Annotated in this window: 12 protein-coding genes and 1 pseudogene; 6 read left to right on the forward strand and 7 right to left on the reverse strand. The window is 42.5% G+C overall.

Features of this window, described 5'->3' with window-relative positions:
• Positions 1-6: 6 nt before the first annotated feature.
• Positions 7-432: a nucleoside deaminase gene (locus L6494_RS11430; protein WP_237994886.1), complete on the reverse strand. Its 426-nt coding sequence runs from the start codon at positions 430-432 to the stop codon at positions 7-9.
• A 65-nt stretch (positions 433-497) separates the two neighbouring features.
• Between L6494_RS11430 and L6494_RS11435 the strand changes: the two genes are divergently transcribed.
• The gene (locus L6494_RS11435) at positions 498-1,280 is read left to right on the forward strand and encodes a potassium channel family protein (protein ID WP_237994888.1); all 783 of its coding nucleotides are present in this window, start codon (positions 498-500) and stop codon (positions 1,278-1,280) included.
• A gap of 230 nt (positions 1,281-1,510) precedes the next feature.
• The gene (locus L6494_RS11440; RefSeq protein ID WP_237994889.1) at positions 1,511-1,747 is read left to right on the forward strand and encodes a DUF3134 domain-containing protein; all 237 of its coding nucleotides are present in this window, start codon (positions 1,511-1,513) and stop codon (positions 1,745-1,747) included.
• 53 nt (positions 1,748-1,800) lie between these two features.
• On the opposite strand, the pseudogene L6494_RS11445 reads toward L6494_RS11440, so the two are convergent.
• Positions 1,801-3,169 (reverse strand): annotated as a pseudogene (locus tag L6494_RS11445) (cysteine desulfurase-like protein).
• Between the two features lie 215 nt (positions 3,170-3,384).
• On the opposite strand from L6494_RS11445, the gene L6494_RS11450 reads away from it, so the two are divergent.
• Complete coding sequence (locus L6494_RS11450; RefSeq protein ID WP_237994891.1) at positions 3,385-3,738, forward strand: hypothetical protein; 354 nt, start codon at positions 3,385-3,387, stop codon at positions 3,736-3,738.
• 89 nt (positions 3,739-3,827) lie between these two features.
• On the opposite strand, the gene L6494_RS11455 is transcribed toward L6494_RS11450, so the two are convergent.
• From L6494_RS11455 to L6494_RS11465, 3 genes are all read right to left on the reverse strand, one after another.
• Positions 3,828-6,956, reverse strand: coding sequence for a DUF4912 domain-containing protein (locus L6494_RS11455; RefSeq protein WP_237994894.1), 3,129 nt, complete (start codon positions 6,954-6,956; stop codon positions 3,828-3,830).
• A 274-nt stretch (positions 6,957-7,230) separates the two neighbouring features.
• The gene (locus tag L6494_RS11460) at positions 7,231-8,343 is read right to left on the reverse strand and encodes a precorrin-8X methylmutase (protein WP_237994898.1); all 1,113 of its coding nucleotides are present in this window, start codon (positions 8,341-8,343) and stop codon (positions 7,231-7,233) included.
• Between the two features lie 89 nt (positions 8,344-8,432).
• On the reverse strand, positions 8,433-9,035 hold the full coding sequence (locus L6494_RS11465; RefSeq protein WP_237994900.1) for a 3'-5' exonuclease: 603 nt from the start codon (positions 9,033-9,035) through the stop codon (positions 8,433-8,435).
• A 153-nt stretch (positions 9,036-9,188) separates the two neighbouring features.
• Here L6494_RS11465 and L6494_RS11470 point away from each other — a divergent pair, with 153 nt between their 5' ends.
• Together L6494_RS11470 and argC are read left to right on the forward strand one after the other, a co-directional pair.
• Entirely contained in the window at positions 9,189-11,120 is a 1,932-nt protein-coding gene (locus L6494_RS11470; protein ID WP_237995974.1) for a heavy metal translocating P-type ATPase, read from the forward strand.
• Between the two features lie 541 nt (positions 11,121-11,661).
• Positions 11,662-12,633, forward strand: a complete 972-nt coding sequence (argC, locus tag L6494_RS11475) for an N-acetyl-gamma-glutamyl-phosphate reductase (protein WP_237994902.1) — start codon at positions 11,662-11,664, stop codon at positions 12,631-12,633.
• 274 nt (positions 12,634-12,907) lie between these two features.
• Here the strand turns inward: argC and L6494_RS11480 are convergent, their stop codons facing one another.
• On the reverse strand, positions 12,908-14,563 hold the full coding sequence (locus L6494_RS11480; protein ID WP_237994905.1) for a mechanosensitive ion channel: 1,656 nt from the start codon (positions 14,561-14,563) through the stop codon (positions 12,908-12,910).
• Positions 14,564-14,894: 331 nt separating this feature from the next.
• Between L6494_RS11480 and L6494_RS11485 the strand changes: the two genes are divergently transcribed.
• Entirely contained in the window at positions 14,895-15,347 is a 453-nt protein-coding gene (locus tag L6494_RS11485) for an SRPBCC family protein (protein ID WP_237994907.1), read from the forward strand.
• Positions 15,348-15,382: 35 nt separating this feature from the next.
• Here L6494_RS11485 and L6494_RS11490 read toward each other — a convergent pair whose 3' ends face one another.
• Positions 15,383-16,420, reverse strand: coding sequence for an ABC transporter ATP-binding protein (locus L6494_RS11490; RefSeq protein WP_237994909.1), 1,038 nt, complete (start codon positions 16,418-16,420; stop codon positions 15,383-15,385).
• Positions 16,421-16,487 lie beyond the last annotated feature (67 nt).

Here is a 16,487-nt window from a genome sequence, read left to right on the forward strand (position 1 = left end):
ATCATCTTAGGTAAATAAATTCAAACATTCCTGTCTTAGCACACCCTTGGTAACTCGGATGTTTCTAAATGATTTCGCAATCACTTCTTCACAAGTAATATTAATTTGTGCCTGATTAATCGAAATTAAATCCGCAATTGAAGCACCATAGACAATTTCAGCCAAACCGCTCCAAACGCAAGCTGCTGCACACATAGGGCAAGGTTCACCAGTGGTATATATGCTATAACCTTCTAAGGAAAAGTTGTTGATTTGACTTGTTAAACGGCGAATAACATTAATTTCCGCATGAGCAGAAGGGTCGCAATCTCTACCGACAGTATTGTGTGCTGTTGCCACAACTTGATTATCATGAATAATGACCGCGCCATAAGGTGCATCTCCCTGTTTGGCTTCCTCAATTGCTAGACGCATAAAATATTCTTGGTTCATAATTAGTTTGGTAATTTAGCCAGATAATCAGTAAAAATACCATATTCAACTACTGGTAGTGAAATATGTTGCTGAGTAGAAAACAAACGGAATTTTACTTAACAGACCTAGAAACGCCTATTGGTAAAGCAATTAATTTAACAATTGCTACCTTAGTTTTACTGTCATCAGGAATTTTTGTAGTACAAACATATAATATAGCTGATGATCTGCGCTTACAGTTGGATCTAATAGATAAAATTATATTGATAATTTTTGCTATAGAATATGCCCTGAGATTATGGAGTGCAGAACATAAAATTAATTATCTTTTGAGTTTTTATGCAATTGTTGACCTAATGGCTATTTTGCCATTTTTTATTGGATTAGTAGATATTAGTTTTATTCGCTTACTGCGGTGGTTTAGAATTTTACGTTTAATTAGATTTATCGATAAAAAATTTTTATTTGGCACTATTAGCACAGAAGACGGCATAATTTTTATTCGGATATTATTTACATTATTTGCCATCATATTTGTTTATTCTGGGCTAATTTATCAAGTAGAACATCCTGTAAATCCCTCAGTTTACAAAACTTTTTTGGATGCTTTTTACTTCTCGGTTGTGACCATGACAACTGTTGGCTTTGGTGATGTTACACCAATTTCGGAATTAGGGCGATTGTTGACAGTTTTGATGATTTTGACTGGCGTTACTCTCATCCCTTGGCAAGTAGGAGATTTAATTAAGGGGTTAGTTAAAAATGCTAGTCAAATAGAAATAATTTGTGTAAGTTGTGGTTTGGCATTTCACGATAGAGATGCGGAGTTTTGTAAACGGTGTGGAACTAAGTTACCTAATAAGTAGCCGGAAGTCAAAAAATTCCTGTTCTCTGTCTTATCTGTGTCTTTGTGGTTATATAAATTCCTTCTAAACTCAACCATAGGGAGGAAGTCTTTACCATTGAGAGCATCACACTAGTAAGTAATATCAATTTGTAATTCAGAACATCAGATGTAATCTTAGGTTTGGGGTTTGCATCCGTAGCTTGATCTAAGCGAATTGGTATCCAAGAGATGATCCGGGGGTACAAAATTATGGTGAAACAGTCTAACCCAGGTCTCCACGAAGAACCTCGTTACCAACCAGCACCTATAATTCCTCTTAAACAAGAGGAATCTTTACTCGATTGGTTGCAAAATACAGGTCGATTAGTGTCTTACCCATCTGTTGACTACTCTTACGAAGATGAGGTAGAAGAAGACGAAGAAGTGGCGGAACTTGTGGATGCTTTTGACTTTGAAGCGGAAGAAGTTGAAGAATTAGAAATATAAAATCACCCACCAACAGCATTTAATAGTGTTGGTGGGGAAATATAGAGAAATTTCTAAGTCACAGCAACTGCTGTAATCTCCTTTAAGGCTTGTAGTAGTTGCGAAACCTCTGCTAAAGAGTTGTAATGTACTAGACCGATTCTTAATAGACCGCCACTGGCTTCTAGTCCTAGTTTCTCAGTTAGGCTGAGAGCATAAAAATTACCGTGCCAAGTAAAAATACCGCGATCGCCTAAATTTTTCGCTATACTTTCAGGACTTTTTCCTTTTAGTCTGATTGCTACTGTGGGTGTCCGCCAATTAAAGTGCGTAGTATCGGTAATGCCATATAAAGTTAAGCCAGGAATTTCTAATAGTCCCGCAATAAGTTGATGACTCAGTTCTCTTTCATATTGTTGAATCGCTGACATCGCTGCAACTAAAGCCGCTCGTCGGCTGTGATAGGCTGAGGCGATAGCATCTGGGTGTTCTGATGTCAAAAAGTGGGGACATTGAAAGTGTTCTAAACCTTCTTTGTCAGCGTCAATCAAGGCTGCTATTAATTCGTTGTCAATGGTTGGCGAAACATGACAACCTAGTTTTGTGAGATAGTTAATCGCCGCGACCACACCCGCCAACCCCTCATGATTTAGAGTTCCAGTTTCCCAACGGGATGGGACTTCATTGGAGGCTGGCTTGACTTTATACGGTTGCAGATTCTCCAGATGCTCCCGTTTACCGTACAAAATACCAATGTGGGGGGCAAAAAATTTATACGCAGAACAAGCCAGAAAGTCGCAGTCTAAAGCATGAACATTAATCGGTGCGTGGGGTGCATAATGGACGGCATCAACAAACACCCAAGCACCGACAGCATGGGCGAGACGTACTATAGTCGCAACATCGTTGATTGTCCCCACAGCATTAGAAGCATAACTCACCGCTACTAGCTTAGTGCGGGGATTAATCTGCTGTTCTAAATCCCTCATGTCTAAGGTGCAATCAGCAAGATTAATATCCACTACGCGAATAATTGCACCCTGTTCTTCTAAGGTATACCAAGGAGCAATGTTAGCGGCGTGATCTAATCTGGTGACGATAATTTCATCACCTGGTTTAATGGTGCGGGCGATCGCGCGACTTAAAGTAAAGGTGAGTGAGGTCATATTTGCGCCAAACACCACTTCATCGCTACTGCAACCCAAAAAATCGGCGATCGCTACTCTCGCCGCCGTAATGACAGCATCTGTCCGCGCACTAGTAGCAAATGCACCATGAGCATTAGCATTTGACCTCACCAAATAGTCACTGATTGCATCTAAAACTGCACCCGGTACTTGTGTTCCACCTGGCCCATCAAAAAAATATTGCAGGTTGTCCGTTGATTTTTTGGTTAAGTGCGGGAAACTGTCCACGTATCCATTTCAAATCCAGAGATTCCATCATCGACTCCTAGGTTAATAGTGTCTTACCTATATTAGTCATCGACCGAATTGAATTATGGGTTATCCAGAAACCTTGTAGAGAGGTAGCATTGCTACGTCTTTTCTTTTTTCACCAAATGTCTAGTGCATAAAAAATCAGCATTAAACATAGTTAATAAGTGAAGGTGTTAAACAACACTGCACAAACTTCACTACAACAAATCCCAGGAAAGCATGATAATATCTCGCATTCGCACCACAGTAATCAGTATGACCATCCTAGCAACCGCGCTAGTCTCTACTGCCGCAATGGCTGCACAACCCCAAGCTGAAGTTATATCCCAAAGCTGTACTGATGCCATTCACTCTACAAACCCTACGTTAGTTAGTTTACGTCCAGTCCAGCCTAATTCCAAACTCCCAATCGCAGCACCAGGAGGTGGTTCAACTGAAAAGAAAACTTGCGAAACCACTCATGCACCTGCTACCAATCCACAGGGAGTCAATGGCTCTAATCGCTGTACAACTTGCACCTACTCTTCTAGTGGTCATGTCTCCGTAAATTGTATTTTCATCAAACCTAAATAACTCAAAAAAGTTAGCTCCCTCTGTGCCTCCGTGTCTCTGTGGTTTAAATTAATGTATCCTTACCACAAAGACACAGAAATTAAACAGTGCTAACTTTCCAAAGTTTCCTGAGAGAACTTCTTGTGCAGACTAGTAGTTTGTTTCCCATTAGCCGCAGATACGGTGATAAGGTAATCAATTAACTCTTCTGAGAAGGGAACACGCAAATGGAATGTCCCATCTGATTTAAGTGTGATAGGTTTACCAGCTATATTGACTGTTGCACCTGGTTCTGTTGCTCCGTGGATAATTAACTCAGCATCAGCCACAAACCAAAAGTCTCCGTAGGGACGACTGAAGACATGAACATTCGGTGAACGCGCTATATTTACCCAACGTTCCCCATCAGCAAAGTAGCCAATTTCTACCATGTAATCACGATCGCTATGGGGAATTGCTATATAGCGATCGCGAATAATTTCCTCACACTCATATTGCTGTATGAGTTGGGGAGTTTGATAACTCAGGTCGATATTAGTGACATCATGCAGCCGTAATGCTAATTGAGAGATACCAGCATCATGTAGCAGTTGTTGACGCGTCTGGGAAATTTCCCAGGAGACATAAGCCCATTTAGGAGTGCGAGAGTTAAAGAAAATCTGACTTTCTTCATCTCCTATCGAGTCATCTACAACTAGGTTTTCTGTATAAGGAGGACTGAAGACACGCACAACATCGGAACGAGCAATTTTCACCCAGTTATCGCCTGCTGTGATATAACCAATTTCTACTAGATAATTGCGATCGCTCTCTGGAATTGATACATAGCTATCAGTGATGTCTGGTTCATATTCATGCTGCTGTACTAAATAGGGGTCTTGATAACTCAAGTCAATTTCTGTCACATCATACAGTCGCAATACTAACTTTGAAACACCATCATCTCGCAGTTGCTGGAGATGGTTCTGAGAAACATACCAAGACACATAACCCCATTCAGGACTACGGGGTTTCAGAAGAATACTGCTCTCTTCATCGTCATCTGTGTCGTTGGTAGATACTACATCCACCGTGGGTAAATTTTCTACTGTGGTATCTGTTGTTTCTGGTTGGGTAGTGTCCTGAATTGCATAAATACCAGCCGCCGCCCCAATTCCTAAACCGATGGCTGCTGCACTACCAGCTAAATTTTCTAAATTACTTGCAGGACTATCTTCTGTTTCTTCAAGTGTTTCATAATCGGTTGGTTCAGCCTCATCAGCTACCAAATTCAACGCATCTTCAGGAATCTCAGCCAACTGGGGTGGAAGAGTAGGTAAATCTTCCCCATCTACATCGAATGATGTTGGTGTAAATAACTCAGTATTAGTGTCTGGGTCGTCAAATAGCGAGTCAATATCAACATTGGTTGCGTCAAATTGGGGTTCGCCCGTCCATTCTATCTGCTCATCTGTCGTATCTAAATTGCCGGGGGTCACATCTGGTAGATTAGCGATCGCGTCTTCAGTGATAGCTTCCGACTGGTCAAATATAGACTCTATATTGGTTGCATCTGGCTGGGGTAATTCTGTATTGAAATCACCAGCTAATTCCCTCTCCTCATCTATAACTGCTGGTGTTGATAATTCCTCTTGATCGTGATTTTCTGGCTCTTCAGCCATAGCCCAGATGCTAGTTTGTATCTCTGGGGTAGCTGTAACTTCCGTTTCAATATTTGGCTCACTCGATACGACTTCTGGAGTATTTACTAATTCTGAAGTCTCATTTGTCACATTTTCAGTTTTAGCAGTTTCTACGATTTGCGGATAGGAAGTGTTGACAATAGCAGCTGGTGCTTCCATATCCCAAGGGGATTGCTCTAATTCAGGCGGTAGCGGTAGGGGAGTTTGAGCTACCTTATCTTTGATGTCTGAACTTTTGTCTGTGGTCGTATCTCCCATCGGGAAAACTTTGTCTGCATCGGCTGGATTTGCTGAATCTGAATCAATCACAGTCGATTCTTCCCCAGATGCTGAGGGTCGGCGCATAAACCACATTAACGATCCACCAATAGCACCTATGGGTAACAACAACCACCACAACAAGTTTCGTCCATCCGTCTGGGGATTGTCGGGGGGTGCTATCACTGATGGCTGAGTGATGTTAGTTACCGTAGAGGTGTTATTACTATCCAAAAATGGAGTATTAGTAGGCGGTGGTGTAGTGACCGTCAAGGGCGCAGGGGTAACTTCTGCTGTAGGGGAAGTAGTGGCTGGTGTGGGTTCTGTGGTAGGGGAAGTAGTCGCCTCTGGTGTAGTTTCAGGATTAGTAGCTGTTAAAAATGCTGATGATTCGCCTTTGGCGATCGCTTCCGCCTCAGCTGTTCTTGCTGCTTCTATAGCCTGCTGTCCTTGAGGAGCTAAAGCAAATCCTAGAAAGGCTGCTACGTTAGGACTGGGATTTTTTTTGTAAACGTAAACAAAAGGCTGAGAAAAAGGATACTTCGGATCATCTGGTAATGTGTCATGTAACTTCAGAACACGCACACCAGGGATTTTTGATACTTGATTAGCTCTGGCATAGCTAATTCCATCCTTACCCAGTTGTTTAACAATTTCTGCGGTGTCATCCTGTGCTATTTGGGTAGCATTCGAGCCTGTAGCAAACTTAGTGCCTCGGAACACTGGATAGTTACTTAATGCTTCCCGTGTGCCGCTATTATCTGGGCGATCAATTACCCGAATCCTACCGTTTGCAGCTCCCAATCGTGACCATCTGGTAATTCTTCCCTGGAAAATGCTGGCAAATTGTCTATCAGTCAAGCTGCCCTTAAAAGGATTGTCTGCTCCTACTATGATCGCAATCTTTTCTCGATGCAATCGGGCTTGTTCCAAACCTTGAGCTTTTTCTTCTGGAGTCAGACCTCGACCAATTGCGGCTATGTCAATTTGTCCATCTAACAGAGCCTGAATCGCCGCTTCTGTTCCATTGGCTGCAATTGCCACTTTTGTACCAGAGAAATTTTGCTCAAAACTCTGTTGCAAGTTTTGATTAAAGGCAGCAAAGCCACTAGAATCATCAATCTTCACCATAGTTCCATCTGCCACTGTTTGTGGTAAGGGGAAAGAGGGTGTTTCAGTGCCAGATTGTGCCAGCACAGGGACTGACATCAAAAGGTTTGTTGCTACGGAAGAGGTAGTTAAGGCTAGCAATAATGCCAGACGGACTATCCCACTATCTTGTTTTTCTTGTTGCCACATATGCTGCTTATCTAGGTACAGGAAACAGAAAGCCGACGAGTCTGAAATTCATATTTTGATACAGGAGGAGACGCGCTCATTATACATCTGGTGTCAATTTTGTTATAAGTCCTCAAAAATTTTATTTTGTATAATAAAATACTAATTATTCTGAATTTTAACTAGTCTTAGATGAGATTTTTGTTGGTATAGACAGTTAAATTAATTAACACAATCTAGAATTACTGGATGTAATTATTACAATTTTTAATTGAGAATTGGTGATAACTCCACTTTAAGAATTCCCAAGATAACAATGACAATCTGGTTTTTCAATCAATGACTCTACTAGAGCATTGAGCGCAGTCGCCGCTAGCAACCCGCCACCAATAGTCCCCTCGATAGTAATATAGGGTACATCTTGTTGCATAAGTTGGCGTTTAGCGGCTGGCGCATGACTAAAACCAATCGGCATTCCAATGACTAGGGAAGGTTGAATTTTTTGCTGGTTAATCAGTGTACAAGCTTCTAATAGCACTGAAGGAGCATAACCAATCACTAAAATACAGCCAAAGCTAGCTTGTTCTAATCTTTCTCGCCATTGTTGATGCTGCCAAAATTCTAGTTCCGCTTCTGTGACAGTAGAAACGTGGGGGTTATCAATTAAAGTTGTGACTCGACAACCCAGATGAACTAATCTTGTTTGATCTACAGCCGCCGCAATGGTGGGGATATCAACGACAATCTCACAACCAGAACTTAGGGCTGCACGACTAGCCGCAATTGCATCTTTACCAACCTTGACAAAAGATACTAAACTAACATCACCACAGGCTAAAACCATCTGAGAAATTAGATGTTGTTCGATCTCGGAACGGTTCGATAAGTCAGGTAGCAAGTGTTGTAAAGATTCTCCAAAAACTTCTGAGTGGTTGTGAACTTCTGCATCTAACCCACTCCAAAGCTTTGCCAAACTTCCCAAACCGGCTTGAGTTTCTACGTCTAGTAACTTGACTTGTGCCAAGACTTCTGATTGCATGGTTTGACAATGGCGATCGCGTCCTAATAATCCTTCTAAAGCTGAGGCTGTTTGGCGCAGTTGGGCAATTTGCTGCATGACTGCCCGATATTGCTGTTGCAACTGTGCCATTAAATGACTATTGGTGTCGGTTTCTGGATGTATTTCCAAAATTTGGCGGATGTGGTTGATTTGAAAGCCTTGTTGCTTCAGGGCGACAATTTTTTGTAGCCTCATCACATCTTTTTCAGTATAGAGACGATAGTTACTTGGCGATCGCTCAGGCTGTGGTAGTAACCCTAATTCATGGTAATGTCGCACCATTCGGGGAGTAATTCCACCTCCCACCGCTTCCGTCAGTTCTTTAATCGTCAAGCAACCAGCATTCATAGTTCTTACTTAATTCAAAGAATTAGATAATCATTCCTCAGATTTGCTTGTAGCCCCGAATTGTATTTGGGGGCTTTACGCATAAAAACTTATAATCGAATGTCACTACAATTTTTTTGCTTCAAAATCCAAGGCAACAGTTTGGCAATATTTCTAGCATCATCAATGCCACGATGATGCGTCCCTTCCAATTCTATGCCTACCAGTTGTAACGCTTGTGCCATACCGTATCGTTTGGGTAAGCCTTGGGCATCACTAAACTGTTGTTTGAGATTGATATGAGGATAAGCAATAGGAAAAGGAACATTGTGAAATTTGCTATCTTGTTTAAACTGGTTTCGATCATAGTCTCCCCACGAACCAAACACAGCATTCGGATATTTAGACAGCCATTGTTTGAGCATAGCGATCGCCTCCACATATCCGGGAGCATTATCCACTTGTGTCTGAGTAATCGAGGTCAATAATTTACAGAAATCCGTGAGTACAGGATAGCGAACAGGTTTAATAAAAGTTTGAAACTCATCGATTACCATCAGAGTTTGCGCTTCAACCATGACAGATCCAATTTCGATGATTTCCATCTCCTGTCGTTTGATGCTTCCTTTGTCACAACAAGTTGCTTCCAAATCGAGGACTAGAAAATAGTCATATTGATTCAAGTTCATCACGTAATTGCGGTAGCGAGTCATCGAGCGTCATTGCGTTAGCGAAGCGGGGCGTTAGCCCATTGCGTTAGCGGAGCGGGGCGTTAGCCCATTGCGAATTGGTTTAAATCCATCTTCTTGACATTAACATTGATGTCAAGGTTTAGGGTGAGGGTAGTTATCACTGATTCCACTCTCATGCTTTACCCCCAGCGTTTTAACCAATTCACCACAGAACACTCAGACACCTTAGCCGCCCTACTTTGCGGGGTGCTGCTATTTTTGGGATGGTTTGCCTTACATCTAGGTTGGCTAGGATGGGCTTTACTACTGTTACCGGCTGCTTATGTCATTGGTGGCTACGACAGCGCGCGTGAGGGACTAACGACGCTGATTAAAGAAAAAGAACTGGATGTAGATTTACTGATGATTGTGGCGGCTGTGGGTGCAGCTAGTTTGGGTTTGTGGCGGCGGGAATACCACTTAATTATTGATGGGGCAATTTTAATTCTCATCTTTGCTATCAGTGGTGCATTGGAAGGTTACGCGATGCGGCGAACTGAGAGGAGTATCCGCAGTTTGATGAGTTTGACACCAGATACAGCTAGGGTTTTACAACAGGGAGAAGAAGCAACTATTCCTATTAGCCAGCTGCAAGTCGGTGATGAAATTGTCGTGAAACCCGGTGAATTGATTCCTACTGATGGCATCATTGTTTCTGGTTACAGCACCATCAATCAAGCAGCGATTACCGGGGAATCTTTACCCATAGAAAAGACGGTGGGTGAAGAAGTCTTTGCGGGGACAATTAATGGTTACGGTGCATTGCAGTTGAAGTTACACAAACCAGCCGCCAGCAGTTTAATTCAGCGCGTGATTCGATTGGTGGAACAAGCCCAAACAGAAGCACCGCCTTCTCAGGAGTTTATTGAAAAATTTGAAAGGGGATATGCCAAAGTTATCGTCATTGCTGGGGTATTACTAGCAACTTTACCGCCGTTTGTCTGGGGTTGGGACTGGGAAACTACAATTTATCGGGCTTTGACTTTTTTAGTGGTGGCTTCTCCCTGTGCATTAATGGCAGCCATTATGCCCACATTATTATCTGGGATTGCCAATGGTGCAAGACAGGGCATTTTATTTAAAAATGGCGCACAGTTAGAGAAGATTGGGAAAGTGAGAGCGATCGCCTTCGATAAAACTGGTACTCTTACTACAGGACAAGTACAAGTATCCCAAGTTCTCACCACGAGTAAATACACAGAACAAGATGTCCTCATAGCCGCCGCCGCTTTGGAATCTTCTTCAGAACACCCGATTGGTCAAGCTATCACCCAGGCGGCTAGTAATTTGGACTGGGTACGGGCTATTGAGGTACAAGCCATACCTGGACAGGGCATTTTTGGCACAGTTAACAATCAACAAATTATTGTCGGGAATGGGGCTTTTGTACAGCAGTATGTTGTCCAATTACCAGGGGAATTACTAGAAAAAGTGGCATCTTTGGAACAAGAAGGTAATACTGTGGTTTGGGTGGCGCAGAATCCCGCCCCGTTGATGGAGGGGTTCTTGGAAGTAATGGGTGCGATCGCACTTGCAGATACAATTAGAGCAGAGGCAGCTAGCACTCTCACCCATTTACGGCAAATGGGAATAGAACAAATTGTCATGATTACTGGTGATAACGAACGCACCGCCCATAGTGTCGCCCAATCTGTAGGGATTGATCAAGTATTTGCCGAACTACTACCAGAAGATAAATTAGATGTGATTCGCAACTTACAGAAAAAATATCACACAGTCGCAATGGTAGGGGATGGGATTAATGATGCACCAGCTTTAGCTCAAGCCTCTGTAGGGATTGCAATGGGAGTAGCCGGTAGTGATGTCGCCTTAGAAACCGCAGATATCATATTAATGGCAGACAAACTAGAGAAAATGGCGATAGCCATCAAATTAGGCAGGCGATCGCAAAGTATAGTTAAACAAAATATAGTCGTTGCTTTAGGGTTTATTGCTTTGCTTTTAGTCGGTAACTTTTTCGGCAACATTAACCTACCTCTCGGTGTTATTGGACACGAAGGCTCTACGGTGTTAGTTACTTTGAGTGGGCTAAGATTACTAAAGTAGCAGATTGACATCCTTCTACCGCTAATCAGGATTACCTGATATAGCGGGGATTTTTTACGGGATATGGAGAACCCCTCTCCAACCCTCTCCCCTACAAGGCTACGGTGTACACACAAGTCTTAAAATCCCAGTCACAACTTGCTTTATAGCCCTTCAATGTCATTCTGAGTGGAGTCCTGAGCGAAGCGTTCGCGCCAGCGTTCCCGAAGGGTAGGAACTGGAAGGAAGAATCTCGGACTTGCACCGTAGTCTCTAGATGTTTCATTTCGCTGTCGCTACATTCAACATGACAGTTGAGAATTTTGTCAAGGTTCTGAAATGTATGCTGGTAGCACTTGTGTGTACACCTTAGCCTACAAGGAGAGAGGCTTTAATTTTCCCCCTTCCCTGGTAGGGAAGGGGGTTAGGGGGTTAGGTTTTGCGTTAACTTTTCCACATAACGTGAAAAGTCAAGATATAGCGGGGATTTTTTTTGTAGAGTATTGAGTTAATATACTTTCACTATTAAGTAATATGCAATTTAAATGTTCAAAAATTATATATGAATAAACCTAAAATTTTCATTGACGGAGAATCAGGAACTACAGGCTTACAAATTTACTCGCGCCTCAACCAAAGGGATGACATTGAGTTAGTTAGCATTGAAGCATCTAAACGAAAAGAGACCACTGAGCGAGCAAAAATCATCAATTCCGTCGATGTAGTAATTCTCTGTCTTCCTGATGATGCAGCCCGCGAAGCAGTTGGCTTAGTAATTAATAATACAGTTAAAATCCTGGATGCTAGTACCGCCTATCGCACGGCGGCGGATTGGGTTTATGGTTTTCCAGAACTGAACCCAGGACAGCGAGAAAAAATAGCCAATGCTCAGTTTGTCAGCAATCCTGGCTGTTATCCTACAGGATTTTTGGCTTGTATTCGTCCGTTAATAGCTCAAGGAATTATCCCTAATAATTTTCCCCTGACGATTAATGCAGTATCTGGCTACTCTGGTGGCGGTAAGAATTTAATCCAAAAGTACGATACCTTTCACGAACAGCAAAAAGGCTCAACTCCACTTTATCCCTATGGTATTTATGGTTTGCAGTTTGGACATAAACACGTCAAAGAAATGCACCAGCACGCTGGTTTAGTATCGCCGCCGTTATTTGTTCCAGCAGTTGGGGATTTTGAACAGGGAATGTTAGTACAAATACCTTTGCCTTTATGGACTTTAGAGAATCCCCCAACAGGTGAAGCAATTTATCGTGCGATCGCAGAATACTACGCAGGTGAAAAGTTTGTCCAGGTAGCCCCATTCCAAGATACAGCCTTGCTTAGAGAAGGAACTTTCTTGGATGCGATGGCGATAAACAACACTAACATTGTGCAGGTGTTCGTTTTCGCCAATGACGCGACCCAAGAAGCCTTATTAGTAGCGCGTCTCGACAACCTCGGTAAAGGTGCATCAGGCGCAGCCGTACAAAATCTTAATATTATGCTGGGTGTTCCAGAAGATTTGGGACTAATTTAATTCAAAATTCAAAATTCAAAATTCAAAATTTTACTGCTAGGTCATTCGCGGTAGCGTTGCGTAGCAAAGCCAGCTACGCGCTAGCGTCACGCAGTGAAAAACTTCTGGGGACTTGGGAGTGGGGACTGGGAAGAATTTCTCAGCACTCCCCACTCCCCATTCAGAACTCAGAACTCAGCACTCAGCACTCAGCACTCCCCACTCCCCATTCAGAACTCAGAACTCAGAACTCAGAACTCAGAACTCAGCACTCAGCACTCTTAACTCAGCACTCTTAACTCTTCTCTTTGAAAGAATCTAGCCACTCTTGGACTTGTTCGCGGGCGATATCTCGACCACCAAGACCAAAGGCTAAAGCAATAGCAACTGCGATCGCACCTAATAGCAATCCAAATGCTAAATTGACAATATCGCTGGCAATGCCAATCTGTTGCAATGCCATTGCGGAGACTAGGGTAATAATGGAAATCCGTGCTGCTTGACCCAAAATTTGGGCTTGGCGATTACCGGAACTGGTAATGATATTAAAGGCGAGGTTGGCGAAGAATAAGCCAATGGCAAATACTACTAAGCCAGATAAAATGCGCCCAATAATTACCAGAATACCAGTTACTAACACTGTTAATGCTGGAATATTCAGGATATTGACTGCTGCTACCGTAGCAAACAATAAAATCCCGACTAAAACCACAATACCCGCAAGTTCCGAGGGGGTGCGAGTAGGAATCGTAGGTGTAGGTGTACTGTCAGCATCAGAGACTGTTTTTGCTGTGGGTACAGGTAGACCGAGAATGGTGAAAATGTTATTGAAGCCTAAACTCGTCAGGATGCTGGTAACTAAATCTGCCACAAACCGCCCTAAAAAATAGGCAAAAATAAAAATGGTAATGGCTGTGAAGACAGCAGGTAAGACATTGAGAATCTGCTGTAACATAGCGATCGCAGGTAGCGAAATCGCCTCAATTTTTAAAGCATTGAGAGCTGCGATCGCTACAGGAATCAATATTAAAATGTAGACTATCGTACCTGTGAGGGCAGATAAAGACTGCATTCCCGAAGCAGAAGATAGTCCAAACCTACTACCTAAATGATCAACACCAGTAGTTGCTAGCAAGTTGGTGACAATTCGCCGTACCACATTAGCTAAAAACCAACCAACAGCTGCAATTAGTGTTGCTGCCAAGATATTGGGCAGAATTGACAAAATCTCTGTTGTTAAGGCTTGTACTGGTTGTAGTGCTTCCTTGAGTCCCAGGGCATCTAAAACTGGAACTAAAAACAGCAGAAAGATAAACCAATATAAAGCATTACCAATTGTTTCACTGAACGACAAGCGATTGAGGCTCAGATTATCGTTAGGTTCATCTTGACTCAAACGCTCATCTAGTTTGAGGACTTGTAACCCGCGTATTGTCACAACCTTAACAATTGACGCTAAGAACCAAGCTACCCCTAACAGAATTCCTGCGCCGACAATCTTGGGCAAAAAGCCAATCAGTTGTTCCAGAAAGCTATTAAGTGGTCGAGAAGCTACCTCTAAACCCAGAGTTTGCAAAACAGCTACAACTGTTAAGAGAATGATGCTCCAAAAGACCAAGTTGGAGATTAATTTCTCTACCTGGGGGACATCCTGACGACCTGTTATCCCAGCCGCAATCTTATTATCTATGTCTGTGCGATTAAGAATTTGCCGCGTCACTAGACCAGCCGCCGCCGCAATCAACCAACCCACCAACAAAAGAGCCGTTGCTCCCAGTAAGCGGGGTGTAAACTGAATCACTTGTTGAAAAATTCCTTGCACATCAGCGATTCCTTGGTTCACTCCTGGTTGATTTAGGGGTATGCTGGGCGATTGTGCCAACAATGGCTGCACCTTTTGCGACCAATCTACTCCTGCTACCTGGAATATTCCTTGCCAAGCTGTGTTCATGGTTTTTCGGAATTAATAGTGTGCATTAAAACACTGGAAACACTTGGTTAATGTATTGTTTGGCACAATATACTAGTCTCAGTATTTCACTAGTGTTTGCGTATTAACTTACCAGGAAAAGTAGGCGTAATTAATAATAAGATTAATTTTTCACTTCTCTTGTGATTAATTTACAGTCTTTAAACTAAAGCTTTGTAAGTATTCGTTAACACTACTCATCACTGGCTAAACGCCGCGCTACCGCTAACAGCACTCATTATTCTTCACAACTATTGACTATTGACTATTACTATGCACTAATCTAAATGCAGCTACCAAACAAAAATCTAGAATGTCCCAAGTTTTAGAACAATCAATTGAAATTAACGCCACAGCTACATCAGTAGAACGCTGTTTTACCGATTTAGGATTGATGCACCGTTGGCTCAACCCCGTGCTGCGTTGCGAACCTGTGGGTGAAACTTGGAGTACAGAGATAGGTAGTAAAAGCCGCTTTTTGATTCAAATACCCCTAATGCAACCCACCTTAAACAGTTTGGTTGTAGAACGCCAACCTGGTTTAGTCGTGTGGGAATTTCAGGGATTTTTTCAAGGACGCGATCGCTGGGAATGTCAACCGACACGACAAGGTACACTATTATTAAACCGCTTTGAGTTTGAGATTCCTAACCCTATAGTCAGTTGGGGATTCAACACCTTCGCCGCCAAATGGACAAAAGAAGATATGCAAGCACAGCTACGTCGTCTCAAACGAGTAGCGGAAGAAGTACAAATTAATCCTTAGTAATTACAATGCTTTTAGACAAGATTTTATCATCATTAATTGGCAAATTTATCACTGTCAAAAAATTTAATTAGATCAGACAATGTATAATGAGTATACACAGAGTTATTATTAGTAATACGCCATAAAACTTGCTCTGAGTTGGATATTACTTCTATAAAATTTTGTGTTTTTATAGTATCTTTAGCTGAAGACCTGGCAAATTTATTAACTAAAAATCCCACCCTTTGCAAAGCGCGAACAGTCCACAGTGCAGCAATACCCTCACCTATGAGATTAATTTCTCCTTTCGGTGGTGTATGCAGATGAAACTCCCCAGAAAAGATATCAAACTCCACACCTTCACTACGGAAAGCATCAGCAAAAGCACCACTTAACACTAAATCTTCTGGTGCGCCAACGTGTAAAATACCATTAGTTGTTAATAGCCAAACTTGGTCAGCTAGACGCAAAGCCAAATCTAAATCGTGGGTAGAAAGCAGAATTGCTTGATGAGTTTCCCGTGCTAACTGACGCAACAATTGCATAATTTCCACCCGCCGTGGTAAATCTAAAAATGCCGTTGGTTCATCCAGCAACATCACCATCGGCGACTGCGCCAAAGCACGCGCAATCATAATTTTTTGACGTTCACCATCACTAAGTTCGCTGACTTGACGTGAGACTAAATGTAACGCACCTACAGATTTTATCGCCCAATCTACAATAGCTTCATCTTCAAGGCTTAACCTTCCCCACCAGTCAGTATAAGGATGTCGTCCCAACGTCACCAAAGTATAAGCTGATAACATACCCACATCAACCCTTTCCGTCAGCACCAAACTCAACCGCTTGGCTAAATCCTGCGGTGCTAACTTATAGATATCATCACCCAAAAGTCGCACCTCACCCGCTATAGGTGCTTGCATTCCAGCGAGCGATCGCAGTAATGTAGACTTACCCGCACCATTCGGCCCCAGTAAACACACCAATTCCCCAGCTTCCAGACACACAGAAATATCCGAAGCAACACACCGAACAGTTTTTCGGGATGTTTGATAACCAATACTTAAATCGTGAGTCGTCAAAATCATCAACCCCACCTCAAAAAACTCTCCGCGTACCTCCGCGCCTACCTCAGCGCACCTCTGCGTTAAAAAT

Origin of the sequence: Nostoc sp. UHCC 0870 (assembly GCF_022063185.1) — a bacterium.
Lineage (GTDB): Bacteria > Cyanobacteriota > Cyanobacteriia > Cyanobacteriales > Nostocaceae > Trichormus.